Source organism: Pseudomonas sp. LBUM1674 (assembly GCF_059695635.1).
Window position 1 is genome coordinate 5,069,122 of the sequence record NZ_CP166779.1, and the last position, 25,910, is coordinate 5,095,031.

The window sequence follows — 25,910 nt, forward strand, 5'->3', positions numbered from 1 at the left end:
TATAGAGCGCCCAGCGCCACCGACCTGTAGGAAGCCGCCCTGATGAGCCCATCGTTCGATGTCGTGGAACTCGCCACGACCTATGCCAACAAATCCGCCCAGGACATCCTGAAACTCGCGTTCGCCGAGTTCGGCGATGACCTGTGGATATCTTTCAGCGGCGCCGAAGACGTGGTGCTGGTGGACATGGCCTGGAAGCTGAACAAAAACGTCAAGGTGTTCAGCCTCGACACCGGTCGCCTGCACCCCGAGACCTATCGTTTCATCGATCAGGTGCGCGAGCATTACAAGATCGAGATTGAACTGGTGTCACCGGACTACACGAAACTTGAACCTTTCGTGAAGGAAAAAGGCCTGTTCAGCTTCTATAAGGACGGCCATGGCGAATGCTGCGGTATCCGCAAGATCGAGCCGCTGCGTCGCAAGTTGTCCGGCGTGACAGCCTGGGCCACCGGCCAGCGTCGAGACCAGAGCCCGGGCACCCGCAGCGCCGTCGCCGTGCTGGAAATCGACACCGCGTTTTCGACGCCGGAACGCACCCTGTACAAATTCAACCCGCTGGCACAGATGACCAGTGAAGAGATCTGGGGCTACATCCGCATGCTCGAACTGCCGTACAACAGCCTGCATGAACGCGGCTTCATCAGCATTGGCTGCGAACCTTGCACCCGCCCGGTGCTACCGAACCAGCACGAGCGTGAAGGTCGCTGGTGGTGGGAAGAAGCGACGCAGAAAGAATGCGGGTTGCATGCGGGGAATATCATCAGCAAGTCCAAGGCGTAACCTCCAGCCTTAGCATTTCCCGCGGAAAAATGTGTACACACGAATGTCACCATAGGTGCCATTTATGTGTGCACTTTTCGTTTCAGCGCTCCAAAAAGTTACATCCTCCTTTCCTGACTTTCCCAGCCGACCGTTGTCACAGACCTCGCCGAAAAATAATTACCTGCTCAATCGGACAATTTATATCTTTTTAATTTCAGACACTTAGCCAATCAAGATAACAAAACGAAATTAGCGCTGTGATTGATAGCTCGGCAACTGGCATAGATCTGGCTTTAGTGCATACATGTTTTGTATACAATTATATCAAAACATAAACACACTTTAGATCCACAAGCCTGAAGCGCCCTATCCCGTACAGGCTGCAGATGCCCCGTAATCAATGATGCTTTTTGCCCCGCGACGAAGATTTGTCGAGCCTTCGCTCATGCACAGTCATCGCGGCGCCAAGCTTCAGGAGCCTGCCGGAATGCGTACTAGCCTCTCCAATAACAACATCGCGCTGGATCTGCCCTCCTCTCACCCCGAACCCGCCACTTTCGATCAAAGGTTTCAAGCACCTGTCAGCGGCGAATCCATCGCGGTCGATAACGTCAGTCATTAATCCCGTGACGGCCCGACAATGTCGGGCCGCAGAACCATCCGTCATAAGGACTTTCCATGCGCATTCTCGTGGTCAACGTCAACACCACCGAATCCATCACCCAGGCTATCGCACGTTCGGCGCAGTCCGTGGCCGCGCCCGGCACCGAAATCGTCGGCCTGACGCCCTACTTCGGCGCCGATTCCATCGAAGGCAACTTCGAAAGCTACCTGGCTGCCATCGCCGTGATGGATCGGGTGCTGGCCTACGACCAACCCTTTGACGCGGTGATCCAGGCCGGTTACGGCGAGCACGGCCGCGAAGGGTTACAGGAGTTGCTCAACGTGCCGGTGGTGGATATCACCGATGCGGCCGCCAGCACCGCGATGTTTCTCGGCCATGCCTATTCGGTGGTCACGACGCTGGACCGCACCGTGCCGCTGATCGAGGATCGTCTCAAACTGTCGGGACTCTGGGACCGCTGTGCGTCCGTGCGAGCCAGTGGCTTGGCCGTGCTGGAGCTGGAGTCTGATCCAGAGCGCGCACTGGAGGCCATTGTCCGCCAGGCGGAATTGGCGGTGCTTGAGGACAAGGCCGAGGTGATTTGCCTGGGATGCGGCGGCATGGCCGGGCTGGACGAGCAGATTCGTCGCCGTACGGGGGTGCCGGTGGTGGATGGTGTGACGGCGGCGGTGACGATTGCCGAGTCTTTGGTGCGCTTGGGGTTGTCGACGTCCAAGGTGCGGACTTATGCGACGCCGCGGCCGAAAAAAATTGTGGGTTGGCCGGGGCGGCTTGGCAGATAGACCGCGTTATCGTTCATCGCGGGCAAGCCACGCTCCCACAGGGTTTTGTGTCGTTTACATAACCGTCGCACAACACAAAACCTGTGGGAGCGGGCTTGCCCGCGATGGCCACACCTCGGTCCCCCGCCAGGCTCAAAGAGCACTGAACCGCTGCCCCAACCCTCGCTCCGCAAACTGCTCAATAATGAAATCGACAAACGCCCGGGTCTTGCCCGGCAGCAGTTTGTGCTCAGCGTAATAGATAGAGATGTTGCCATCGTCGACATACCATTGCGGCAACACCCGCTGCAACGTCCCGGCCTCCAGATAACCCACGGCGAACGGCATGCTCACCAGCGCGATGCCCAAGCCCTGAACTGCTGTGGCGCAGGCAGCCTCGGAATCACTCATCGTCATCCGTGCCTTGAGCGTCAACGGACTGTGTTGTTGGGTGCGACTGGTCAACTGCCAGGACCGCACGCGACCGGTTTGCGGCGATCGAATCAGGATCCCGTCATGATGTTTGAGATCATCGGGCTCGACGATAGCTTCACGCTCCGCCAGATAGTCGACTGACGCCACCAATACCCGATGCGCTGGCGTCAGCTTGCGCGCCACCACGCCCTGAGGCAATTCGAATCCCCCGCCAATGGCCGCGTCGAAGCCTTGCGCAATCAGGTCGACTTGCCGGTTATCGAAATGCCAGTCCGGGTTGATGGCCGGAAACCGTCGCAGAAACTCCCCGAGCAACGGCACGATGTACAAGCGGCCGAACACAGTGCCCATGCTGACCTTTAATGTGCCGGCCGGTCGTCCTTCGGCGCTGGCCAGATTGGCCACGGCATTCTGGATCGTGAGCAGGCTGGCGCTGACCTCGCCGAGAAACAGATGACCGGCTTCGGTCAACGTCAGGCTGCGGGTGCTGCGCTGGAACAGTCGCACGCCCAATCGAGCTTCAAGCTTGGCGACGCTCTTGCCCACCGCCGCCGGGGTCAGGCTCAAGCGCCGCGCGGCTTCGGCAAAGCTGCCGACTTCGGCGCTGCGCACGAAGCATTCGATACTGCTGAAGGTTTCCATAAGCGCCACTATAAACTTCTGGTTTACACAGACTATCGCAATTACCGTCTACACAGCCTGCAATCCTGAATCGATACTAGGCTCCATCAACCGAGACACCTCGCCTCGGGACTTGGAGATCGATATGACTACTCAGAACCTCAGCGGCAAAGTGGCGTTGATTCAAGGCGGTTCCCGCGGTATCGGCGCAGCCATCGTCAAACGCCTGGCCGCTGAAGGCGCGACGGTCGCCTTCACCTATGTCAGCTCCACGGCCAAGGCCGAAGAATTGCAAAACAGCATCACCGCCAAAGGTGGCAAAGCCTTGGCCATCAAGGCTGACAGTGCCGACGCCGAGGCCATTCGCAGCGCCGTCACTGCGACAGTCGAAGCCTTCGGTCGCCTGGATATCCTGGTCAACAACGCCGGCGTACTGGCTGTCGCACCGCTTGAAGACTTCACTCTCGAAGACTTCGACCAGACCCTGGCGATCAACGTGCGCAGCGTATTCATCGCCACGCAGGCCGCCGCCAGGCACATGACCGAAGGCGGTCGCATCATCAACATCGGAAGCACCAACGCCGAGCGCATGCCCTTCGCCGGCGGTGGGCCATACGCCATGAGCAAATCGGCGCTGGTCGGCCTGACCAAAGGCCTGGCTCGGGACCTCGGCCCACGGGGCATCACCATCAACAACGTGCAACCAGGTCCGGTCGACACCGACATGAACCCGGCCAGCGGCGACTTCGCCGAGAGCCTGATTCCGTTGATGGCGGTGGGCCGTTATGGCCAAGTGGAAGAAATCGCCAGTTTCGTCGCCTACCTGGTCGGCCCCGAAGCCGGCTACATCACCGGCGCCAGCCTGACCATCGACGGTGGTTTCGGCGCCTGATACAGGTCAATCAACCGTAGCCTATTGTGGGAGCGAGACCGGCTTGCCGGCGAAGGCGGGCGGTCAGCCAATATTGATATCGACTGACACTCCGTCTTCGCCGGCAAGCCGGTCTCGCTCCCACATTTCCCCCGTCAAGCCCAGTCGAGGTGCGGCAATCCACAAGCACTCGGATTGAACGCCTTCAGCGTACGAAGAATGCCATCGGCATGTGCGTACTTTTCGTCGGCCATCGCCGCGTCCGGAATCGCAATCGCTGTCATCCCCGCCGCTTTCGCCGCCGTGACACCGAACGGCGAATCTTCGAACACCAGGCAGTCCCCGGGTAACACACCCAGGCGCCGCGCAGCGGTGAGGAAAATATCCGGCGCCGGTTTGGCCGCGCCGACTTCCGGATCATCGGCGGTGACGATGAAGTCGAACAGCGCAAACCAGTCGCGGTGCAAGGTGGTTTTCTGGCCAAACGATTGACGCGAGGAACTGGTGCCCACCGCGATCGGAATGTTGTTGGCCTTCAGATGCCGAACCAGTTCCTGGGCGCCCGGCATCGCCAGCGCCGCTGGAAAACGCTCGCGCATCAGCGGTTCACGGATCTGCAGAAACTCTTCGGCCGTAATCGGCAGGTCCAGCGCCTCGACCACATACCGCGCCAGATCACCCGCGCCACGGCCGATGATGTTCTGTTTGACGCTCCAGTCGAAGGTCCGCCCATAACGCCCGGCAATGAGGGAGGTGACTTCGGTGTAAATGCCCTCGGTGTCCAGCAGCAAGCCGTCCATATCGAAAATCACGGCCTTTATCGGGCCGAATTCATTCAGCGCTGCATTCATCGCATCTGATCCGTTTTTAATGACATCCCGGACATTCGGGCAAGGCCGGAATATCCGCGATTGATTAAAGGGTTCAGCAGCATAACGAGCGCGGCCGTCATAGAGCAACGGCAACACGCCCGACGAATGCAAAAACCTGTGCTGGAGGATGGCCCTGATTCGGCGATCACTTACCTCCCGAGCCTCCCGTCCCCCCGCCTGCGCTACCCGTACCACCACCGGCACTGCCCGAAGTGCCACCGCTGCCACTTCCACTCATTCCCGAACTACCGGATTCTCCAGACCCACTTCCAGAACCGCTCCCCATCGAACTCCCACCACTCATTGACCCGCTTCCCTTCCCCGGGCGGGTGCTGCTCCCACTGGCATCATCGCCATTCCCGCCCTTGATGGAGCCAGGTGGCAGGGCATTGCCATCGGTGGAACCCGCATTCATCTCCGTAGAGGGAGGCATACCGCCTTTATCGATGGGCGCATCGGACTGAGCGATCACCGCCATCGAGCCGACCGACAACACGCCGGCCACCATCATGGCTGTCAATTTTGACCTGATCATGGTGTGACTCCTTTAAAAGTTGCTGACCTGATTTCTGGCAGCCTCCGCTTTTTAAGGGTGCCGCTCGATCGACCAGCGGCGAGGAAGCCCTGGACGTGCGTCAACTCGGCTCGTTGGAGCCGTCGTTGCCGGCAATGTCCGGATCATCAGGCGTAGCTTCAACATCAGTGTCAGTGCGCCTCACATCATCGTTCGGCACTTGCTCCACTCCCGCGTCATCATCCGGCGGGCGCTGGTCGCGTGAAAGCGGGTCGGTAGGAGAAGGCAGCGGGTATTCAGGCGTGTCGTCGATGTCGGAATCTTTTGGATCAGCGTTCATAAAACACCTCTCAGGGGGCCTGAAACCAGGTCCTGAAATTTCGATGACAGCACAACGGCCACGGTTCGATCAGGCGGACGATCGGTCAGCCTGGTCCCGGAGCCTGATCATTGTTCGTCTTCGTCGTCCTCGTCTTCAAACTCGGTCTGGTCCACGTTGCTGGCGGCGTCGTCGGCATCGTTGAGCGGCACCGTCGCGTCATCCATCAGGGAGCCCGGGTCTTCATTGCCGGGATCGTTGATGAATGGCAGCCCGCTCGGGCCTTTTTCTTCCTTGCCTTCGGTTTCAGGCGTCATGGCAGTCCTCGCAACAATCAGGGAGTGTATGACGTTCGAGGCGGCCTTCAGTCAATCGTTCCGCAACAGGACCACAGATACGACAAACCCGGCACCAGGCCGGGTTTGCGCGTTGATTCGGTGTCGAATCAGTGATGCTTGTTCTTATACTTATTCTTGTTCTTATGCTTGTGTTTGTGGCCGCTCCCCGAATGGGATTTGCCGCTGTCGGTCCCCAGGTTATTGCCCACCGCACCACCCGCAGCACCGCCCAGACCGGCTCCGATGGTAGAGCCGGTCGAGCCACCGAGACTGTTACCAATCACCGAGCCGCCAGCCGAGCCCAAACCGCCGCCAATGGCAGCTTCGGTCCGACTGCCTTTCGGGGCACCCACCGCACTGCCTGCCGCGCCGCCGACGCCGGCACCAATCGCTGCCCCCGTGCTGCCGCCCATTTGCTGGCCGACCACGTTACCCAGCGCACCGCCAATACCACCACCTACTGCAGCAGTGCCATCACCGGCAGCCATTGCACCTTGAGCGACCAAAAGCCCCAGAACCACTGTGGACAATGTCAAACGCATGATATGAACCTCTGATTCCGCATCGGGGAAGATAACGCACTACGGATGGGCGAGAGTCTAGCACCTGCGCCCGCTGAATCCGGTCAGCGATGAGCGTTGGACCGCTGTCGATTCGAAGAGTACGGGTGGAGAAACATCCAGATACTTAAAGCCCGGCATCAAGCCGGGCTCAGAAGTGATCGCGCAGGATCAGTGACGCTTGTGACCCTTGGCCAGGTTGCTGCCCACGCCGCCACCCAATGCACCGCCCAGGCCCGCGCCGATGGTCGAACCGGTCTTGCCGCCCAGGCTGTTGCCAATCACCGAACCGCCCGCCGCGCCAACACCGCCACCGATGGCGGCCTTGGTGCGGCTGCCTTTGCGTGCGGCAACCGCACTGCCCGCCGCGCCGGCCACACCGGCACCAATCGCCGCACCCGTGCTGCCGCCCATTTTCTGGCCGACCACATTACCCAGCGCGCCACCCAGGCCGCCACCCAGCGCGGCAGTGCCGTCGCCGGCAGCCATTGCACCTTGAGCAACCAAAAGTCCCAGAACCAGAGCGGGCAGAGTTAAACGCATGACGAGAAACCTCAAAAAAAGGGAAACCGAAAGGGCAATAATTAAATGTTTTTATCAAACAACGACCACAGACAAGTCGCCGCAACCATACAGTTGGCGACGGTTGGACAGCGTTTATGGAAAAGGTTTTATGACAGGCAAAAAAAAGCCCGCTGGGGAGACGGGCTGGAGTATTGCTTTCTAACGGATGAGCTGAGACTACGTCGATGGGTGTGAAAACTTTGTGAAAGATTTCGTGGGGAACACTTGCCTGCACCTATTTCTTCAACGCCTGAAAAACCCCGTTCGATGACGGGGTTGGCTGGTGCGTTACTTCCTGGACGGTGCCGATACCTTGGGTAAAAATTTCGCCTTCGGTCCTGGGCGCGCCATGGATTTCATCTTGTCGTTCTGGGTCTGGTCTTCACCGAAGCCCGCCACATAATCGGTCTGCCCACATTGCACGCAGTTGTTGATCGGAAACTCTGCGCCGTCGTCTTCGATATACGGATCAGCCATATCTTCGCCCCTCTCAAAATGCGGGATCGACACCGGCAAGCCCTTTTGCCTGATAAATATCGATCGCCAAGGCGTTTCAGACTAGCCGGTCATTACTGGACTTGTAGTTCAGATTGCCCGCTGCCCGACGAATGGCCCTCACGAACTTCACTTCAGCTTGACCGCCGTCCCGGTCACAAACACCACGACCATCCCGCCCTTCCCGGCCGGCATGCTGATCTCGTAATCAAGTCCCACTACCGCATCCGCTTGCAGCGCCCGCGCCCGTTCCTTGAGTTCGTCGGTTGCCTGGATCCGTGCTTCCATCAAGGCTCGCTCCAATGTCTGAGAGCGCCCACCGAAAAAATCCCGCATCCCGGCGAACAGGTCGCGGATGACATTGACGCCCTGTACCGACTCGGCGCTGACGATGTCCAGGTAGGCGGTGATTTGCCGGCCTTCGATGGAGTGGGTTGTGGTGGTGATCATGCAATTTCCTTGTTCATGGCTATGCACTCAGGGCTATCTGGACAAATACTGAGCCAACGCTTCAAACGCCGGCAACGTCACCGGATCATTCGCAGAATTAGCGGCAACAGGATGGGACGCGTAGCGAACAATCACCATCTCTGCGTTCGGGTCGACGTAAATTCGCTGACCATGGACTCCGCGCGCCATGAAGGCGCCACCTTCCTTATCGGTCACCCACCACATCGAGTGGTAGCTCCAACCCTTGAGCAAGTCATAACCGGCCTTGGCAAATGCCTGTTTATCACCGCCCTGGCGGATGTCGTCCACCACCGCTTTGGGCACGATCTGCTGACCGTTGAACGCGCCATCATTGCGTAACATCTCGCCAAACCGGGCCAGGTCGCGCAAGCCAGTGTTCAAGCCGCCGCCGGCAAACGGGGTGCCGATGGAGTCCACCGTGAAATAGGCATCCTGCTCGGCCCCCAGCCGACTCCAGATCCGCTCGGACAACACCTGCGCGACGTTACGACCGGTCACCCGAGCGATGACCCAGCCCAATACGTCGGTGTTGACGGTTTTGTAGGCGAACGCGCTGCCATGTACGCCTTGCAATTGCACTGTCTGCAAAAACTCGTAGTAGCTTCGTGGTCCCGTGTAGTCCTTCGGCTTGGGTAAAGGACTGCCGGCTTTGGCATGGGCCCAGACTTCGGCGTTCGGGTCGGCATAGTCCTCGCTGTATTTGAGCGCGGTCGTCATATCCAGAACCTGACGCACCGTGGCACTGCCAAACGCGGAGCTCGCCAGTTCAGGGACGTAATCGGCGACGTGCTTTTCCGCATCGATTCGCCCTTCAGCCACCAACATCGCCCCTAACGTGCCGACCACGGACTTGGTCACCGACATCGCAGCATGCTGGCCTTCAGGTTTCAGCACGCCAAAGTAACGTTCGTAGACAACCTTGCCGCGATGCATCACCACAATCCCGTCGGTGTAGGTGGCCGCAAGGGATTGATCCCATGTCATCGACGCCTTTGCGCCGATCGGGACGAAGCTGATGGCGTCGATGTCGTTGCGCAACGCGGATTGCAAGGGAACCAGTGCCCCAAGTCCTCGCGAGACGTTGATGGTCGGCATGAGTTGGCGGAAGTTCGAAACACTCCAGCGCATCGCCGGGAACTGGAAATAGCTGCCGTCTTCGAAACGTAGAGTGCGATCGGCGGGCGGTGGGGCGCCAATCATCCAGCCTAGTTTTGCGGGGTCGCTGGCGGCGGCGTCGGGGAAGGTTGTGGTGGTGGATGCGGGGGTGAGGGATGACATGGCGCCCATCAACACGGCTGTAATAGACACTGCCAAGCGGCGGGAGGAGGTGCGGGGGTGAGACATGGTGTCGATTCCATTCGAGGGGTTCGGGCAGTTTAACAGGTGACTGGAGAGGCTGAAGCCCGGGCTTTTCGAGGTGAAAAAGAGGCAAACCCTGCCTGCCGTTCGGCTAAAGCAGTTTAATCAGTACCGCAGTAACGGTCGCCACCGTGCCAATCAACCCTGTCGCCACAGCCACCGGATACCAAAAAGTTTCACGGGTCATCTTGCCGGCCTCAGCGTTCAGCTTGCGCTGTTCAGCCATCAGCTTGACGATCTCGACCTGAACTTTTCCAACTCGGCCTGTTTCATGGTGAATTCTTGCATAACGTGCCTATGTCCGATCCGTGTGACGGGGCGCGCCTGGTGCGCCGCCCTTTGCGCCATTTTGTACCTTGATGGTGCAAATCTAACAACCTTGTACCAGGCGGCTCGCAGGAGGCGCTGAAACCAGGAAAAGCACTCAACCTCTTGGCTTTCCAGCTTTGCTTCCCACACGACCATCATTCGTCCTACAGAATTTTCAGAAAGTAACTTCACTGGTTAGCCCGGGCTTTGAGCAAAGCCTTTATTGAAAAACCAGACGCCAGAAACCACAAAACCCCTGACTTCTCTCGAAATCAGGGGTTTTGCTTACATCGAATTTGGCGGTGAAGGAGAGATTCGAACTCTCGATACAATTTCTTGTATACACACTTTCCAGGCGTGCTCCTTAAGCCACTCGGACACTTCACCGTATCTCGTCAAACAAGTTCTGTCTGTCGAGGCGCGCTAATGTAGTCGAAAGCTTTTCCGATGGCAAACTTTTTTTGCAGAATTTTCATGCGGTTAGCGATTTAGTCGTTCCGACGGGTTTCGGGCCATGGCAAAGCTGCCAATCTCCGGCTCGCCGTCCTCTTCTATATAGAGGGCAATGCACTGCCGGCATGGCGGGCTACGCCTGGCGGGCGGGAAAAGGGTGACTGGCGGGTCAGTCATAGCGCTTTACCTGGCCTATGGCGGTGGGTAACGTCTGCCCTACTTTATTGAAAGGAATAGCGTCATGAGTGAGTTGATTTCCTACCATCTCGAAGACGGTATCGCGACCCTGACCTTGAGCAATGGCAAGGTCAATGCGATCTCGCCAGACGTGATTGCTGCATTTAATGCTGCGCTGGATCAGGCGGTGACTGATCGCGCGGTGGTGATCATTACCGGCACGCCCGGGATTCTGTCCGGCGGTTACGACTTGAAGGTGATGACGTCCGGTCCTGAACAAGCCGTGGCGCTGGTGACGGCCGGTTCGACCCTGGCCCGTCGCCTGTTGTCGCACCCGTTCCCGGTGATCGTGGCGTGCCCTGGGCATGCGGTGGCCAAGGGGGCGTTCCTGCTGTTGTCGGCCGACTATCGCATTGGTGTCGACGGCCCGTTCAGCATTGGTCTGAACGAGGTGCAGATCGGCATGACCATGCACCACGCCGGCATCGAGATCGCCCGTGATCGTCTGCGTAAGTCGGCGTTTCACCGTTCAGTGATCAATGGCGAGATGTTCAATCCGCAGAGCGCCGTGGATGCCGGTTTCCTCGACCTGGTGGTGTCGGCCGAAGAGTTGCAGGGCGCGGCGCTGGCAGCGGCGCGTCAGTTGAAGAAGATCAACATGACGGCGCACAAGAACACCAAGCTCAAAGTGCGCAAGGCACTGCTGGAGACGCTGGATAACGCGATCATCCTGGATCAGGAGCATTTGGGTTGAGCCCCGCGCTGCACTATTGAAAAGCCTGACCATCGTGTCGTGATGCTGTTCATTTGAGAAAATGGAAGGCGGACCGGAGTTTTTGATTGTGTATATCCGGTTCTATGGTGACGGCGATTTGTGGGTTGGGGTGGGGGGTTTGGGGTTGGGGTTGGGGTACATATCCGTTTCTGCGGTAATGGCCGCTGACGGTTTCGCTCTTACAGCGAGTCACTTGGAAGAGCCCCAAGTAACCAAGGGCTATTGCCCCGCCATTCGGTGCCTCGCCTAGGCTCGGCATGCCCTCACTCCGGCATTGCTCCGGAGGCCCGCCGCCATCGGCCATCCATGGCCGGGGGCGGCTACCGCGGCATCCCTGCCGCGGTGCCCCCTGCGCAACGCCTGCGTTCGGCCTCTGGGAAAGGGGCGGCAGATCTGAAGCCAAAGCAACAGCAACAGCAACAGCAACAGCAACAGCAACAGCAACAGCAACAGCAACAGCAACAGCAACAGCAACAGCAACAGCTTCGCGAGCAGGCTCGCTCCCACATTAATGGATCGGCGTACCCCTTCGCTTTTTCACCACTCAACAGGCCGAGCGTTAGCTCGCCTGCAGCTTTTGATCTTGATGCACCGCCCCCTCACGCCCTGAGCCTCTCCGTCAACCTGTGGCTACCTCCATCGGCGCCTCGATCAACGTTGATCCGCGCCGCGTTAAAGCCTGCAAGTTAGCCTTTTCGTCATAGACGGTGCTGGTTTTCCAGCACCGATAGACGACTCTGATCCACATTGGTCATCTCGCTCCAGTTGAAAAGCCTACAGCAGCCCTGAATCGCGCCTGACAGACAAGTCGGAAACATGCACTCAAACATCGGCCATCTCCTGACTCCATAGCGGCAATTGCCGAAAACAGTGCACATCCGTACACTGCGCCACCTTTTGTCCCGGTGGGGCCTGTAAATGTTGTTTGTGTTTCGTATGTTATTGATGGGGCTGCATTTTATTCTGGCCGGTGGGCTTGGAGTATTGCTGGGGCTGTGCCGCCCGTTCAATCCGGATAACAGCCGGTTGTGCGCGCGTCTGTATGCGTGGCCGGCGATGTGTATCTTGCGCTGGCGGGTGAAGGCCGAGGTCGGGCCGCTGATGGATAAACCCAATAGCTGCGTGATCATCGCCAACCACCAGTCCAACTACGACCTGTTCGTGTTCGGCAATGTAGTGCCGCGCCGCACCGTGTGCATCGGCAAAAAAAGCCTGAAGTGGGTGCCGCTGTTCGGCCAGCTGTTCTGGCTGGCGGGCAATGTGTTGATTGATCGTGGCAATGCGCAGAAGGCGCGACAGTCGATGCTGACCACCACCCATACGCTGCAAAATGAAGACACGTCGATCTGGGTGTTCCCGGAAGGCACGCGTAATCTCGGCGAAGAGTTGTTGCCGTTCAAGAAAGGCGCGTTCCAGATGGCGATTGCTGCGGGCGTGCCGATCGTGCCGGTGTGTGTCAGCACTTACGTCAAACACATGCGCTTGAACCGCTGGCGCAGTGGGAAAATTCTGATCCGCTCGCTGCCGGCGATACCTACGGCTGGATTGAGCCTGGATGACATGCCGCTGCTGATTGAGCAGTGCCGCGAGCAGATGCGCGAGTGCATCGCCTCGATGGACCGGCAGCTGCAAGCCGCTTGAAAGAAAACCCGCCTGGTGCGGGTTTTCTTTTGCCCGCGAGCTTTTGCCTACGAACTCTGCAGACTTTGCTGACTCTCAAGCAACAGACAAGGCTAAGCTGAACACTGCCTGCCACTGCCATCTGCTTATAAGAAGTGAACCACCATCATGGGTAGAGTTGTTGCTGCTGCGGTTTATAGCGCCGGTAAGAAAGTCACCAATATCACCCTCGACGAAGGCGCGGCCTGGGCGGCAAAACCGGGCCACTTTGTGTGGATCGGCCTTGAAGAGCCGAACGCTCAGGAGCTGTTCAATCTGCAGCGCCAGTTCAACCTGCATGAATTGGCCATCGAAGATGCCCTGGAGAAACACAGTCGACCGAAACTCGAGACCTTCGGCGACGCACTGTTTATCGTCACCTATTCGCCGATCCGCAATGAAGGCAAACTGGAGTTCATCGAGACTCACATCTTTGCCGGCACCGGCTACATCATTACCGCACGCAATGGTCACTCGGCGTCCTACGCCTATGTCCGCCAGCGCTGCGAGGCGCGTCCGCTGTTGCTGGAGCACGGCGAAGACTTCGTGCTCTATGCCATTCTCGACTTCGTGATCGAAAACTACCAGCCCATGGGCGAAGCGATCCATGCCGAGATCGACGAGCTGGAAACCAATGTCATGTGCGGTTCCCTGAACGAGCGCGACATTCAAAAACTCCACAGTCTGCGCCGTGATGTCCTGCGCCTGCGACGTTACGCGGCACCGATGGTGGAAATCGGCGAGGAACTGCAGAAGCTGAGTTTCCCGTTCATCGACAAGAACATGCGCCCCTATTTTCGCGATGTGCAGATCCACGTGACACGGCAGATGGAAGACCTGACGACCCTGGCGGACATTGCCAGTCAGACGATCGAAGTCGGGGTGTTGCTGGAGGCGTCACGGCAGAGCGTGGTGCAGCGCAAGTTTGCGGCATGGGCGGCGATTCTGGCGTTCCCGACGGCGGTGGCGGGGATTTACGGGATGAACTTCAATAACATGCCGGAGTTGACCTGGCATTACGGGTATTTCGGGGTATTGGGGTTTATTGCGGTGGGGTGTGTGGGTTTGTGGGCGAGTTTCAAAAGATCCGGGTGGTTGTAGCCGACACCGGGGCGTCTGTGACATTCGCTGCGGTGCGGCGATCCGACAAGCCAGCTCCTATGGGGTTTTGTGTTGATCACAGATCCCCTGTAGGAGCTGGCTTGTCGGATCGCCGCACCGCAGCGAAACTCTTAGCTTTTAGCTGCTTCAGCATCTGGCTTATGCGCCACAAACCGCATCATCCACTCCGCAACTGTAGCGCCATGGTGCTCATGCTCCAGGCTCGCCATGCCTTTGGTATAAATCTGCTCGCCCAGCGCCTCCTGACGAATATCCAGCAACGCCCGAGAGTAATCGTGAATGAACTCCGGATGCCCCTGGAAGCACAGCACCTGATCGTTGATGTGGTACGCGGCGAACGGGCAGAAATCGCTCGAGGCAATGACCGTGGCATTTTCCGGTAGCGCCGTTACCTGATCCTGATGACTGATCAACAAGGTCAGTTCTTCCCGCACCGGGCTCATCCACGGCGCCTTGGCCGCGAGTTTGTAGTTATGCGTGCCGACGCCCCAGCCCTGGGTCGCGCGCTCGCTCTTGCCGCCCAGCAGCAATGCCAGCAATTGATGGCCGAAGCACACGCCCAGCAGTTTGTCGCCGCGCTCGTAGCGCTTCAGCAGATAAGCCCTGAGGGTTTCGATCCATGGGTCGGTGCCGAAGGAATCGGCCTTGCTGCCCGTGACCAGGTAAGCGTCAAAGGTCAGCTCATCGCCGGGATATTCGCCTTGCATCACGTTGTAGACGGTGAACTCGGCCTCGATGGGTTGCTGCGAAAACAGACGCTGGAACATCTGCCCGTAACCCTGATACTGATCGACCAGTTCTGGACGCAGGATGTCGGTTTCCAGAATGCAGATGCGTAACGACATAAAAAATACCTGACACGTGATGGGAATAATGCACACCCAGAGCGTGCCTTGAAACACGGTGGCAAGGCAAGTCCCGGAATGCGTCATCGGTCCCTTAGAACACCTGCCCTTTGGCGGCTTTCTCCAACAATAGCGCGGGCGGAGCGAATCGCTCGCCATATTGCCCGGCCAGGTACTGGGCGCGGGCGACGAAATCCTTCACGCCGTACTGGTTGATGAACTGCAGTGCGCCGCCGGTCCAGGCCGCGAAGCCGATACCGAAGATCGAGCCGACGTTGGCATCCGCCGTCGAGGTCAGTACGCCCTCTTCCAGGCAGCGCACGGTTTCGATGGCTTGCACGAACAACAGCCGGTCGCGCACGTCCTTCGGCGAAATCTGCCCGTCGTGTTGCTCGAAACGGGTTTTCAGCCCTGGCCACAAATGCTTCTGGCCACCGGCCGGGTACTCGTAGAAACCGACTCCAGCGGCCTTGCCCGGGCGCTTGTATTCATTGAGCAGCACATCAATCACGGCGAACGCCGGGTGCTCGACCAGCGTTTTGCCTTCGGCTTGCAGGTCTTTGGCGGTTTGCTGGCGGATATGGCTCATGAGGCTGAGGGAAACTTCGTCGGAGATTGCCAGAGGCCCGATGGGCATGCCGGCCTTGCGCGCTTCGGTCTCGATCATCGGCGCGCCCACGCCTTCGCCAAGCATGGCGATGCCTTCGTTGGTGAAAGTGCCGAACACCCGCGAAGTGAAGAAACCGCGACTGTCGTTGACCACAATCGGGGTTTTCTTGATTTGCAGGACGAAATCGAACCCACGCGCCAAGGTTTCGTCGCTGGTGTTGGCACCCTTGATGATTTCCACCAGGGGCATTTTTTCTACAGGGCTGAAGAAATGCAGGCCGATGAACTTGCTCTGGTCCGGCACTGCCGTGGCCAGGCCGCTGATCGGCAGGGTTGACGTGTTGGAGGCGATCACCGCGTCCGCGCCGACGATTTCTTGCGCCGCCAATGAGACCTTGGCCTTCAATTCCCGGTCTTCAAACACCGCCTCGATGATCAGGTCGCACCCGGCCAGGTCCGCATCGCTTTGTGTGGTACGGATTCGCGCCAGAACTTCCTCGCGTTGTTCTGTACTCATCTGACCGCGCGCGACTTTTTTGTCCAGCAGCGCCGCCGAATGTGCCTTGCCCTTCTGCGCTGCGGCGAGGTTGATGTCCTTGAGCACCACTTCAATACCGGCCGAGGCGCTGACAAAAGCGATACCGGCGCCCATCATCCCCGCACCGAGTACGCCGACTTTTTTAGTGACGTAGGGCGCCAGACCCTGAGGCCGCGAACCGCCGGCATTGATTTCGTTGAGTTGGAACCAAAAGGTGCCGATCAGGTTTTTCGACACCTGGCCAGTGGTCAATTCGGTGAAGTAGCGGGTTTCGATCAGGTGCGCCGTGTCGAAATCCACCTGGGCGCCCTCGACCGCGGCACACAGGATTTTCTCCGGGGCGGGCATTGTGCCTTGGGTTTTATTGCGCAAAATCGACGGTGCAATCGCCAGCATCTGTGCGACTTTCGGATTCGACGGGGTACCGCCGGGTATTTGATAACCCTTTACATCCCAACGCTGCACCGCCGTCGGGTTGGCGACAATCCAGGTCCGCGCCTTGGCCAGCAGCTCATCGTGATCGGCCGCCAGTTCATCTATCAGTCCCGCCTGCAACGCCTGTTGCGGCCGCACTTTTTTGCCTTCGAGCAAATACGGCAGGGCTTTTTCCAGACCGAGCATGCGCACCATGCGCACTACCCCGCCGCCGCCCGGCAGCAGGCCGAGGGTCACTTCCGGCAGGCCGAGTTGCACGGATGGATCGTCCAGCGCCACGCGATGATGGCAGGCCAGGCAGATTTCCCAACCATCGCCCAGCGCTGCGCCGTTGATCGCGGCAACCACCGGTTTGCCAAGGGTTTCCAGGGTGCGCAGTTGGCCCTTGAGGTTCAGCACCATGGTGTAAAAGGCCTTGGCTTCGGGCTTGCCAACCTTGATCAGCTCATTGAGGTCGCCGCCGGCGAAGAAGGTTTTCTTGGCCGAGGTAATGATGACGCCGGCAATGGCATCCTTGTCGGCGATCAGTCGGGCGACGCAGGCGGCCATGGCGTCGCGGTAGACCGCATTCATGGTATTGGCGCTCTGGCCCGGCATGTCGATGGTCAGGACGACGATCTGGTCCTGCCCCTTTTCGTAACGAATGGCTTCGCTCATTACAGGATTTCCTTGAAGTCGGGGCTCAGAGGCGTTCGATGATGGTGGCGATGCCCATGCCGCCGCCGACACACAGGGTCGCGAGGCCATAGCGCAGGCGACGGGTTTCCAGTTCATCGAGCAGCGTGCCGAGGATCGCGCACCCAGTGGCTCCGAGCGGGTGGCCCATGGCGATGGAGCCGCCATTGACGTTGACCTTATCCAGGTCGATGGCCATGTCCTTGATGAATTTCAGCACCACCGAGGCGAAGGCTTCGTTGACTTCGAACAGGTCGATGTCCTGGACCCGCAACCCGGCCTTGGCCAGTGCCTTGCGCGTGGCCGGCGCGGGGCCGGTGAGCATGATGGTCGGATCGGTGCTGGTGACCGCCGTGGCGACTATCCGTGCCCGTGGTTGCAGGCCCAACGCCCGGCCTTTGGCTTCGGAACCGATCAGCATCAAGGCCGCGCCATCGACGATCCCGGAACTGTTGCCCGGCGTGTGGACGTGGTTGATTCGTTCCACGTGGCTGTAGACCCGCAGCGCGGTGGCGTCAAAGCCCATTTGCCCGATCATCTCGAAGCTTGGCTTGAGTTTGCCCAAGCCTTCCAGGGTCGATTCGGCGCGGATGAACTCATCGTGATCGAGCAGGATGATGCCGTTCTGGTCCTGCACCGGCACCAGTGACTTGTTGAACGAACCGTCCGCGCGCGCCCGTGCGGCCTTCTGCTGGGAGTGCAGCGCGTAGGCATCGACGTCCTGACGACTGAAGCCTTCAATCGTGGCGATCAAGTCGGCGCCCACGCCTTGAGGGGTGAAATGACTCTGCAGGTTGGTTTCCGGGTCCAATGCCCACGCACCGCCGTCGCTGCCCATTGGCACGCGCGACATCGATTCGACGCCGCCGACCACGACCAGGTCTTCGAAGCCGGAACGGACTTTCATCGCACCGAGGTTCACGGCTTCCAGCCCTGAGGCGCAGAAGCGGTTGATCTGCACACCTGCCACACTGACGTCCCAATCGGCCACCTGGGTCGCGGTTTTGGCGATGTCGGCGCCTTGATCGCCGATCGGCGTTACGCAGCCGAGCACCACGTCATCGACCTGGCTGGTGTCGAGGGAGGTACGCTGTTGCAATGCCTTGAGTAGCCCGGCCACCAGGTTCACCGGTTTGACGCTGTGCAAGGCGCCATCCGCCTTGCCCTTGCCCCGGGGCGTGCGTAACGCGTCGAAAATCAAAGCTTGGGTCATGACGTTCTCGAACCTGATGGTGAGTAGGTACTTAAGATCAAAAGATCGCAGCCTTCGGCAGCTCCTACAGTGGATCGCGTTCTTATGTAGGAGCTGCCGAAGGCTGCGATCTTTTGATCTCTCACCTTATGCCGAGCCGTCATGGATTCAATGACCGCAACGCTCAGCCGCGTTGACGCACACGCTCAGACGGACGGTAGTTCGCTTGGGGATCAACCTATTCAGGACACCAAGCTGTCTAGCAGACGGGCGACCAAGAAGCTGGCAATAGGCCTCATACCCTTTTAAGAGCTACTGGTAACAACACCATATGAAATGGATCTAAACCAAGCGTGACGCGGGCTCTAAGGTGAAGTTATACGAAGTTGTCGTCGGGTTTTGCCGAGGCGCTCGTTCTACAGGAAGTGCAACGCTTTGCCGTCATGGAGATATGCAGGCAAGCAATCAGGAAATAACAAAAAAAAGGCGGTCAGCCATGTTCAAGCAATCGAAAGTACGTCAAGCCGGGCTCATTCTATTCGCCACCACGCTGTTGTTGATTTTGCCGAACCTGACCAAGGTGATTGGTTAGTCGGTCTTTAAATACGGCGTCAGTTTTTTACATCGCCTCATTAAAAATGTAACTGGCTCGCTACCCGGGCCAGCGTGGGTGTGCCAATCTTTGTGGCACTTGCACGACATGGAAGGCGATCACTTGAAAACGCTTATTCTGTTCGGGGCCTTGCTGCTGAGCACGCCCCTCTTTGCCGCACAGCTGAACCTGGAGCTGGGCGCGAACAGTCGCAACTGGCAGACCGGGGAATTGCTCACGCACCCTCAGGTTCAGACCATCACCATCACCAACGACGTTTCCTACAAACGGGACATGAGCTATCGCGCTGTTCCGTTGGCGGCATTGTTGACGGGTATCAAGCCTGAAGATCACTTGCAAGCCGTGGCACTGGACGGGTTTGCCGCAGAGCTGTCGGCGGCGCCGCTGCTCAATGCCAAGGGTGCGCGGGCGTGGCTGGCGATTGAAGACCCGGCCAAACCCTGGCCGGCGTTGTCCGAGGGCAAGCACAGTGCCGGGCCGTTCTATCTGGTCTGGACCGATCCGCAAGCGGGCAATATCAGTCCTGAGCAATGGCCGTTTGAAGTGGCGAGCATCAAGCGCATGGCACCGGTGGCCGAGCGCTTCCCTGCCCTTCTGCCCGACCCTGCACTGGCGGCGGATGATCCGGTGAACAAGGGCTTTGCACTGTTTCAGAAGAACTGCCTGGCCTGTCATCGGCTCAATGGTGCCGGGGATGCGCAGTTCGGGCCGGATTTGAATATTCCGTTCAACCCGACCGAATACTTCGGAGCGGATTTCCTCACGCGTTACATTCGTGACCCGCAGGGTTTGCGGCAGTGGCCGCAGGCGAAGATGCCCGGGTTTACGGCGGCTGTGTTGCCGGAGGGGGACCTGGAGATGTTGGTGGGGTATTTGAAGCATATGGCTGGGCGCAAGGTGAAGCCCTGACATTGTTCCCCTTGTAGGAGCAAGCTTGCTCGCGATGAGGCCCTGACAGTCAACATCGATGTTGACTGTCAGGCCGCCTTCGCTGGCAAGCCAGCTCCTACGGGGGGTATGCGGTGATCCTGGTTACTGTTGTTGCACCAAAATCACAGGCGCTGGCATCGGCGTCGGCGAAACAAACACCTTCGCATGCATCTGCTCACACCCACCGCCCCGGCGCATGCCGCGCACCGGGCAGGCATCCAGGTAATCCAGGCCCACCGCCAGTTTCAGGTGGCGCTCGGGCCGGGCCAGTTCGTTGGTCACATCGAAGCTGTACCAGGCGTCATCGAGCCAGGCTTCAGCCCATGCGTGGCTGGCCAGGTGCTCGCAGTCCTCGCTGTACAGATAGCCCGACACATAACGCGACGCAATCCCCAGGCTGCGCGCGCAGGCGAGGAATGCATGGGTGTGGTCCTGGCACACGCCCGAACGTCCGGCGAAGGCCTGGGCGGCGCTGGTGTCCACTGCAGTGGAGCCCGGCGTGTAGGTCATGTGCTGGTTCAGGCCATGCATCAAGTCGATCAGCGCCGTGCGATCCCGACGTTGCTTGCATTGCGTCCGGGCAAACGCGCGCAGGGCTTCGTCGGCTTCGGTCAGTCGGGTGAAACGCAGGAACGGCAGCGCCGACCGGCTCTCATGCTCGGCTTCGCGCAGCTCATCGATGTCCACCTGGCCCCTGGCACCGATAATGATGGCCTCGTGGGGCTCGTCCATGGTCAATACATGCAGGATGTTACCGAACGGGTCGAGTTGTGCCCGCACCGGACGCGGCAGGTCGAGTTGCCAGCTGAGTACGTGTTGGCGTTCACTGTCGTGGGGGGTCAGTCTCAGGTACTGGATGCTCGCCCGCACCTGATCTTCGTAGTGATAGGTGGTCTCGTGGCTAATGGAAAGTCTCATGCAGCCTCCAGGTAAGAACTGTGAATGGCGTTGCCCAACTGGCGCACCAGCGGGATGAACTCGGTCAGCCAGGTGTGCAGGCCTTCGTCGAGAATTTCGCTGATACCGGTGTAGCGCAGGCGCGCGTCCATTTCCGCCGCCAGGCGTTGCGCCGGACGGCCGTTGGCCCCCGGCAGCTGGGCGAGGATCTGGTCGATCTCTTCGGTACAGGCCCGCAGCGAACGCGGGACGTCGGCACGCAGTAGCAACAGTTCGGCGACATGCCGGGCACCGGGAGCGTCGCGGTAGATCTCGGTGTAGGCCTCGAACGAGGACAAGGCCCTCAATAAGGCACTCCACTGGTAATAGGCGTGGGCCGTGCCGTCGCTGACCGCTTCGGCCTGATCGCCGGCCATTTCGTAGCGTGCATCGAGCAGGCGCAAGGTGTTGTCTGCCCTTTCGATGAAGGTACCCAGACGAATGAAGCGAAACGCGTCGTTGCGCATGATGGTGCCGTAGGACGCGCCGCGGAACAGGTGGGAACGCTCTTTGATCCACTCGCAGAAACGGCTCATGCCGTAGCGACTCAAGCCCTGGTCGGCGATCCCGCGAATTTCCAGCCAGGTGGCGTTGATGTTTTCCCACATGTCGGCGGTGATTCGCCCGCGTACCGCATGGGCACTGGCCCGCGCCGCGCCGAGGCAACTGTAGATGCTCGCCGGGTTGGCCGCGTCCAGGGCGAAGAAATGCAGCAGCCGCTCGGCATGCAGATCGCCATGGCGCTCCAGGTAATCGTCCAGGGTGCCGGTAATCAGCAACGGCATGGCGAGTTCGTGCAAACCGTCACCGCGACCATCCTGTGGCATCAGCGACAGCGAATAACTGATGTCGAGCATCCGTGCGAGGTTTTCCGCCCGCTCCAGGTAACGCGACATCCAATACAAATCCGAGGCAGTTCTACTTAACATGGCAGGCTTCCTTCAATCCTCGACCACCCAGGTGTCCTTGGTTCCACCGCCCTGGGATGAATTCACCACCAGAGAGCCTTCGCGCAGGGCGACACGGGTCAAACCGCCGGGCACAACCCGGGTTTCGCGGCCAGACAATACAAACGGACGCAGGTCGATATGGCGTGGAGCGATGCCGTTTTCGACAAAGGTCGGACAGGTCGACAAAGACAATGTCGGTTGCGCGATGTACGCGTGGGGCTTGGCTTTGATCCGCGCGCGGAAGGCTTCGATTTCTGCCGCCGTCGCCGCCGGCCCCACCAGCATGCCGTAACCGCCTGACCCCTGGGTTTCCTTGACCACCAGCTCTGGAAGATTGGCCAGTACGTGGGACAGTTCAGAGGGATTACGACACTGCCACGTCGGCACATTCTTCAGGATCGGCTCTTCGTCGAGGTAGAAGCGGATCATGTCCGTGACGAACGGGTACACCGACTTGTCATCCGCCACCCCGGTGCCGATGGCATTCGCCAGTACCACGTTGCCGGAGCGATACGAGGACAGCAGTCCGGGCACGCCGAGCATCGAGTCCGGGTTGAACGCCAGCGGGTCGAGGAAGGCATCGTCGAGGCGCCGGTAGATCACGTCGACGGCTTTCGGCCCGTCCGTGGTGCGCATGAACACCTTGTCGTCACGCACGAACAGGTCCGCGCCTTCCACCAGTTCAACGCCCATTTCCCGAGCGAGAAATGCATGCTCGAAAAACGCACTGTTGAAGCGGCCTGGCGTCAGCACCACCACGCTGGGGTTATCGATCGGGCTGGAGCTTTTCAGGGTATCGAGCAACAGGTTCGGATAGTGGTCGATGGGTGCAATGCGTTGCGCCGCGAACAATTCGGGGAACAGTCGCATCATCATCTTGCGGTCTTCGAGCATGTAGCTCACGCCGCTCGGTGTACGAAGGTTGTCTTCGAGCACGTAGTACGTGCCGTCGCCATCGCGTACCAGGTCGACACCGGAAATGTGCGAATAGATATTCCGGTGCAGATCCAGCCCTTGCATCGCCAACTGGTATTGCTCGTTGGCCAGCACTTGCTCGGCCGGGATGATGCCGGCCTTGATGATGCGCTGTTCGTGATAGAGGTCGGCGAGGAACATATTCAGCGCCTTGACCCGCTGGATACAGCCGCGTTCGACGACTCGCCATTCACTGGCGGGGATGCTGCGGGGAATGGTGTCGAAGGGAATCAGGCGCTCTGTCCCTTGCTCGTCACCGTAGAGCGTGAAGGTAATCCCGGCGCGATGAAACAGCAGATCGGCCTCGCGTCGCCGTTGGGCCAAAAGTTCATCAGGCGTTTCGGCCAGCCAACGGGCAAACTCCCGGTAATGCGGGCGGACCTGGCCGCCGGCATCGTACATTTCATCAAAATAGGTGCGGATCATGCCGTACTCCTTGTCACCCGGACACCCAGGCCTTCGCAAGGCCCGTGCCATCGGCATAAACGCTTTGAAATCAATCAGTTGGATAATAACGCCGCAACCGCCGCACCAATCCTGTGCGGCAAATGCTCCAACCTGATCGCCCCCGCTTCATTGCGAAGCAATGTCTTCGCCTAACAGCAGCATAGTCAAATCAAAAACAAGGTCAAAAGATCGCAGCCTCGTTTCACTCGACAGCTCCTACAGGCAACGAGGCTGCGATCTTTTGATCTTGCTTTTCACAACCCCGGAAACGAAAACGGCCAACCCGAAGGTCAGCCGTTAGTGGATGTTGTCGCTGTTCATAGTGTTATGCGAGTCGCCCTCGTACCTCCTGCTTCACGCCCCAGCCTTCGATGATCCCGCCCAGAGGCTCGACCACGGCCTCGAAGTCCTGCTCGAAGTCGCCGATACCGTCGTAGGTGGCATACATCACTTTACTCAGTTCCAGATACCACGCGCCGTCATCACGCACGCTGATCTGGGCATTCAAGGATTCACCACAGAAATGCCCTGCCGCCCTGCGCGCCCGCTCCTCGTCGGGGAAAATGGCGTAGAACTCGATGGGATGGAATCGTGAAAAGTCGAAACCGCCTTCTTTCATGCGGCGCAGCACGCTGCTGCTGATGTCTTCTTGATAGGCTGTGCTCATGAAACGTCCCCCTCACATTGATGGATAGACTTTCCGTATTCCCGGCACACGCAATCGAATGGTGCGAGCGATGCGGCAACAACGTTGCCGGTGGGAAGCAAGCATGTAGCTGACAAGACCAGACCTTAGCGATCCGTTCGCTGATCTCGCTTGCAGAGTAGCCCCAAGATAGAGGCGCTGCCAAGGTCTGGTTATTTCACGAATGTGCCAGGAAGTGTTTCAGACGGGAGTAATGCCGAGGATTTGTATGCTGTTCTGGGTCTTGAGATTTTTGACGCTCGCATCAGCGGTTCGCCCTTCCAGATCATTCAGATCCAGTTCGGCAGCGACAGGAAGGAGACGAGCCTTGATGAGTCTGGCGGCTTGCTCGTTGTCCGGGCATTCGTCGCACTCGAAGACTTCGTCGACTGTTTCACCGTGATCATCCACGAAAGTGATTTTCCACTTTTGCATCAGTGCCTCCTCGAACAAACCCGCAAATGGGCTTACAACTATCTGGACTTTTACCCTGACCGATCGTTCAACGGATTACAGGGCGTCAGCTGAAAAAACACAGAACCTGTGGGAGCGTGTCGTTTCGGGAAATGCAGTCAGACCCGCACATTGCCCCGCGGTCCGGCGATGGCCCAGATGATCAGACCCAGGACCGGCAGCAGCAGGATCAACAGCACCCAGACGATTTTCATCCCTGTGTCGGTGCCACTTTTCAGCACGTTGATGATTGCCCAGATGTCCAGGACAAGAATGATCAGGCCAACCAGACCATTGAACGTGGAACCCATGGTGTCGCTCCCGAAAAGTGGTGTGCTCTCTTAGGATAGCTGGCCCCTGCGAGGGTTCCGTTTTATTAGGCGTATGGCGGCGTCAGACGTGAATCGCCACTTTCAGGGCTTCCAGCGAAGGCGCGGCAGCGATGCCGGCTTCAGCACACAACTCGAGCACCCGCGGCACGTCATTGCCGTAGACCAGCACCACTTGCAGCTCGTCATCGAGCAACTGGCTGAAGTTCATCAGCACGTAGCCGCCGTTTTCCTTGTTCATGCTGCTCATCTGCACCTGAATGCGATTGAGCGCGGTCAGGGCTTCGGTCTTGGCCAGCTGCTTGGGTTTGATATTGAAATCAACGCCAGGTCCGAACGAAGCAACGATCCGGGCGAACAGATCCATATAAGTGTCGGCCTGGAACAGCACGGTTTCCGGCAGGCTGCCGACGACCACCCACTCGCCCAGGGGAATCGGGAAGGTGTCGTCGTAGTTGATATCCGGATTGGCCGCCAGGAAAGCCTCTGGATCGGCGTAGGCCTGGGCCGCTTCGTCAGCGATTTTCAGGATTTCGTCGTCGCTCATGCACCCGGAGCTGATTTTGCTGATGAGTTCGACGAGTGCGGCTTTCATGGGGCGGAATCCTGTAGCGAGGGAATTTTCAAGGCGCGAAGGATAGCGCATTCCGCCCCGCCGTGGCTGTACGGGAGTACTGCCGGGGAATGTTGACCCAATATTCTGGTGACAACAGATCAACTGTGGGCTTGCCCGCGAAGGCGTCAGCCCGGTCACCATCAACATCGCGCATGATCCCTATCACTTCGATAGCCACCTTTGATTCGCCCCCCGCAACTGCCGGGCCTATCCTTCAATCATGTGTTGAACACGGATCGAGGATCGGCATCATGGGCAAACGTCACCCCAACCTTCCCGCCTGGCAATGGCGAGCGTACCCGAACAATCATCAGCACCCGACCAATCTGGTGTTGCACCTGATTGCCGTGCCGCTGTTCATCGTGGGTGTCCTGCTGATGATTTGCGGGGTGTTCAGCCTGAATCTGGGCAATTTCGCCATCGGCATTATCGGCCTGTTGGCTGCGCTGGGCCTGCAACGCCATGGTCACCGCCTGGAGGCGCAAGCCTCCGAGCCGTTCAGTGATCGCAAGGATGCGGTATCACGCTTGCTGGTCGAGCAATTCCTGACCTTTCCCCGGTTCTTCCTGAGCGGCGGCTGGTGGCGCGCCTGGCGTGAGCGCCACCGTCGGCACTGA

At 59.0% G+C, this 25,910-nt stretch carries 28 protein-coding genes, 1 tRNA gene and 1 pseudogene; 9 read left to right on the plus strand and 21 right to left on the minus strand.

The genetic code is table 11. From position 1 onward, the window contains the following. Nucleotides 1-42: 42 nt before the first annotated feature. The 3 genes from ACA067_RS23140 (at nucleotide 43) to ACA067_RS23150 (ending at nucleotide 2,172) form a co-directional block, all read left to right on the plus strand. Entirely contained in the window at nucleotides 43-783 is a 741-nt protein-coding gene (locus ACA067_RS23140) for a phosphoadenylyl-sulfate reductase (RefSeq protein ID WP_253438840.1), read from the plus strand. Nucleotides 784-1,252: 469 nt separating this feature from the next. Then, nucleotides 1,253-1,387 (plus strand): hypothetical protein, encoded by a 135-nt coding sequence (locus ACA067_RS23145; RefSeq protein ID WP_497462889.1) that lies wholly within the window; start codon nucleotides 1,253-1,255, stop codon nucleotides 1,385-1,387. Nucleotides 1,388-1,443: 56 nt separating this feature from the next. After that, nucleotides 1,444-2,172, plus strand: coding sequence for an aspartate/glutamate racemase family protein (locus tag ACA067_RS23150; RefSeq protein ID WP_497458664.1), 729 nt, complete (start codon nucleotides 1,444-1,446; stop codon nucleotides 2,170-2,172). Between the two features lie 132 nt (nucleotides 2,173-2,304). Here the strand turns inward: ACA067_RS23150 and ACA067_RS23155 are convergent, their stop codons facing one another. Continuing rightward, a complete protein-coding gene (locus ACA067_RS23155) occupies nucleotides 2,305-3,228 on the minus strand; it encodes a LysR family transcriptional regulator (protein ID WP_497458665.1) in 924 nt (307 codons plus the stop codon). A 124-nt stretch (nucleotides 3,229-3,352) separates the two neighbouring features. On the opposite strand from ACA067_RS23155, the gene ACA067_RS23160 reads away from it, so the two are divergent. Beyond that, nucleotides 3,353-4,099 (plus strand): 3-oxoacyl-ACP reductase family protein, encoded by a 747-nt coding sequence (locus ACA067_RS23160; RefSeq protein ID WP_497458666.1) that lies wholly within the window; start codon nucleotides 3,353-3,355, stop codon nucleotides 4,097-4,099. A 134-nt stretch (nucleotides 4,100-4,233) separates the two neighbouring features. Here the strand turns inward: ACA067_RS23160 and ACA067_RS23165 are convergent, their stop codons facing one another. From ACA067_RS23165 to ACA067_RS23210, 10 genes and pseudogenes are all read right to left on the minus strand, one after another. Continuing rightward, on the minus strand, nucleotides 4,234-4,929 hold the full coding sequence (locus ACA067_RS23165) for an HAD-IA family hydrolase (RefSeq protein ID WP_497458667.1): 696 nt from the start codon (nucleotides 4,927-4,929) through the stop codon (nucleotides 4,234-4,236). Between the two features lie 656 nt (nucleotides 4,930-5,585). Next, nucleotides 5,586-5,804: a hypothetical protein gene (locus tag ACA067_RS23170; protein WP_497458668.1), complete on the minus strand. Its 219-nt coding sequence runs from the start codon at nucleotides 5,802-5,804 to the stop codon at nucleotides 5,586-5,588. 107 nt (nucleotides 5,805-5,911) lie between these two features. Next, on the minus strand, nucleotides 5,912-6,100 hold the full coding sequence (locus tag ACA067_RS23175) for a hypothetical protein (protein WP_497458669.1): 189 nt from the start codon (nucleotides 6,098-6,100) through the stop codon (nucleotides 5,912-5,914). A gap of 128 nt (nucleotides 6,101-6,228) precedes the next feature. After that, nucleotides 6,229-6,663, minus strand: a complete 435-nt coding sequence (locus ACA067_RS23180) for a glycine zipper domain-containing protein (protein WP_497458670.1) — start codon at nucleotides 6,661-6,663, stop codon at nucleotides 6,229-6,231. Nucleotides 6,664-6,852: 189 nt separating this feature from the next. After that, on the minus strand, nucleotides 6,853-7,224 hold the full coding sequence (locus tag ACA067_RS23185) for a hypothetical protein (RefSeq protein WP_064678912.1): 372 nt from the start codon (nucleotides 7,222-7,224) through the stop codon (nucleotides 6,853-6,855). A 309-nt stretch (nucleotides 7,225-7,533) separates the two neighbouring features. Then, a complete protein-coding gene (locus ACA067_RS23190; protein ID WP_497458671.1) occupies nucleotides 7,534-7,722 on the minus strand; it encodes a hypothetical protein in 189 nt (62 codons plus the stop codon). A 147-nt stretch (nucleotides 7,723-7,869) separates the two neighbouring features. Then, nucleotides 7,870-8,190 (minus strand): YbjQ family protein, encoded by a 321-nt coding sequence (locus tag ACA067_RS23195; protein WP_497458672.1) that lies wholly within the window; start codon nucleotides 8,188-8,190, stop codon nucleotides 7,870-7,872. Nucleotides 8,191-8,223: 33 nt separating this feature from the next. Continuing rightward, nucleotides 8,224-9,498 (minus strand): serine hydrolase domain-containing protein, encoded by a 1,275-nt coding sequence (locus ACA067_RS23200; RefSeq protein WP_497462835.1) that lies wholly within the window; start codon nucleotides 9,496-9,498, stop codon nucleotides 8,224-8,226. Between the two features lie 163 nt (nucleotides 9,499-9,661). After that, a pseudogene (locus ACA067_RS23205) lies at nucleotides 9,662-9,843 on the minus strand (hypothetical protein). Between the two features lie 333 nt (nucleotides 9,844-10,176). After that, a tRNA-Ser gene (locus ACA067_RS23210) sits at nucleotides 10,177-10,266 on the minus strand. 307 nt (nucleotides 10,267-10,573) lie between these two features. Here ACA067_RS23210 and ACA067_RS23215 point away from each other — a divergent pair. From ACA067_RS23215 to ACA067_RS23225, 3 genes are all read left to right on the plus strand, one after another. Beyond that, complete coding sequence (locus ACA067_RS23215) at nucleotides 10,574-11,263, plus strand: crotonase/enoyl-CoA hydratase family protein (RefSeq protein ID WP_497458673.1); 690 nt, start codon at nucleotides 10,574-10,576, stop codon at nucleotides 11,261-11,263. Between the two features lie 939 nt (nucleotides 11,264-12,202). After that, nucleotides 12,203-12,925: a lysophospholipid acyltransferase family protein gene (locus ACA067_RS23220; protein ID WP_497458674.1), complete on the plus strand. Its 723-nt coding sequence runs from the start codon at nucleotides 12,203-12,205 to the stop codon at nucleotides 12,923-12,925. A 147-nt stretch (nucleotides 12,926-13,072) separates the two neighbouring features. Continuing rightward, a complete protein-coding gene (locus tag ACA067_RS23225) occupies nucleotides 13,073-14,044 on the plus strand; it encodes a magnesium and cobalt transport protein CorA (protein ID WP_497458675.1) in 972 nt (323 codons plus the stop codon). A 131-nt stretch (nucleotides 14,045-14,175) separates the two neighbouring features. Here ACA067_RS23225 and ACA067_RS23230 read toward each other — a convergent pair whose 3' ends face one another. The 3 genes from ACA067_RS23230 to ACA067_RS23240 form a co-directional block, all read right to left on the minus strand. Continuing rightward, nucleotides 14,176-14,910, minus strand: a complete 735-nt coding sequence (locus tag ACA067_RS23230; protein ID WP_497458676.1) for an amidotransferase — start codon at nucleotides 14,908-14,910, stop codon at nucleotides 14,176-14,178. Nucleotides 14,911-15,004: 94 nt separating this feature from the next. Next, nucleotides 15,005-17,149 carry a 3-hydroxyacyl-CoA dehydrogenase NAD-binding domain-containing protein gene (locus ACA067_RS23235; RefSeq protein WP_497458677.1) on the minus strand — a complete coding sequence of 715 codons (2,145 nt, stop codon included), beginning with the start codon at nucleotides 17,147-17,149 and terminating at the stop codon, nucleotides 15,005-15,007. A 25-nt stretch (nucleotides 17,150-17,174) separates the two neighbouring features. After that, complete coding sequence (locus ACA067_RS23240) at nucleotides 17,175-18,380, minus strand: acetyl-CoA C-acetyltransferase (RefSeq protein ID WP_497458678.1); 1,206 nt, start codon at nucleotides 18,378-18,380, stop codon at nucleotides 17,175-17,177. A 679-nt stretch (nucleotides 18,381-19,059) separates the two neighbouring features. Between ACA067_RS23240 and ACA067_RS23245 the strand changes: the two genes are divergently transcribed. Further along, nucleotides 19,060-19,881 carry a c-type cytochrome gene (locus tag ACA067_RS23245; protein ID WP_497458679.1) on the plus strand — a complete coding sequence of 274 codons (822 nt, stop codon included), beginning with the start codon at nucleotides 19,060-19,062 and terminating at the stop codon, nucleotides 19,879-19,881. Between the two features lie 123 nt (nucleotides 19,882-20,004). On the opposite strand, the gene ACA067_RS23250 is transcribed toward ACA067_RS23245, so the two are convergent. From ACA067_RS23250 to ACA067_RS23280, 7 genes are all read right to left on the minus strand, one after another. Further along, nucleotides 20,005-20,820, minus strand: coding sequence for a transglutaminase family protein (locus ACA067_RS23250; RefSeq protein WP_497458680.1), 816 nt, complete (start codon nucleotides 20,818-20,820; stop codon nucleotides 20,005-20,007). After that, nucleotides 20,817-21,767: an alpha-E domain-containing protein gene (locus ACA067_RS23255; protein WP_128873371.1), complete on the minus strand. Its 951-nt coding sequence runs from the start codon at nucleotides 21,765-21,767 to the stop codon at nucleotides 20,817-20,819. The genes ACA067_RS23250 and ACA067_RS23255 overlap by 4 nt, the downstream gene beginning before the upstream one ends. A gap of 12 nt (nucleotides 21,768-21,779) precedes the next feature. After that, nucleotides 21,780-23,189: a circularly permuted type 2 ATP-grasp protein gene (locus tag ACA067_RS23260; RefSeq protein ID WP_497458681.1), complete on the minus strand. Its 1,410-nt coding sequence runs from the start codon at nucleotides 23,187-23,189 to the stop codon at nucleotides 21,780-21,782. A 346-nt stretch (nucleotides 23,190-23,535) separates the two neighbouring features. After that, nucleotides 23,536-23,877 (minus strand): ribonuclease E inhibitor RraB, encoded by a 342-nt coding sequence (locus ACA067_RS23265; protein WP_497458682.1) that lies wholly within the window; start codon nucleotides 23,875-23,877, stop codon nucleotides 23,536-23,538. 219 nt (nucleotides 23,878-24,096) lie between these two features. Next, complete coding sequence (locus ACA067_RS23270; protein WP_497458683.1) at nucleotides 24,097-24,330, minus strand: hypothetical protein; 234 nt, start codon at nucleotides 24,328-24,330, stop codon at nucleotides 24,097-24,099. 137 nt (nucleotides 24,331-24,467) lie between these two features. Continuing rightward, nucleotides 24,468-24,659: a PLDc N-terminal domain-containing protein gene (locus tag ACA067_RS23275; protein WP_307328563.1), complete on the minus strand. Its 192-nt coding sequence runs from the start codon at nucleotides 24,657-24,659 to the stop codon at nucleotides 24,468-24,470. 82 nt (nucleotides 24,660-24,741) lie between these two features. Then, complete coding sequence (locus tag ACA067_RS23280; protein ID WP_497458684.1) at nucleotides 24,742-25,272, minus strand: hypothetical protein; 531 nt, start codon at nucleotides 25,270-25,272, stop codon at nucleotides 24,742-24,744. A gap of 272 nt (nucleotides 25,273-25,544) precedes the next feature. Between ACA067_RS23280 and ACA067_RS23285 the strand changes: the two genes are divergently transcribed. Next, nucleotides 25,545-25,910, plus strand: coding sequence for an Mpo1-like protein (locus tag ACA067_RS23285; RefSeq protein WP_497458685.1), 366 nt, complete (start codon nucleotides 25,545-25,547; stop codon nucleotides 25,908-25,910).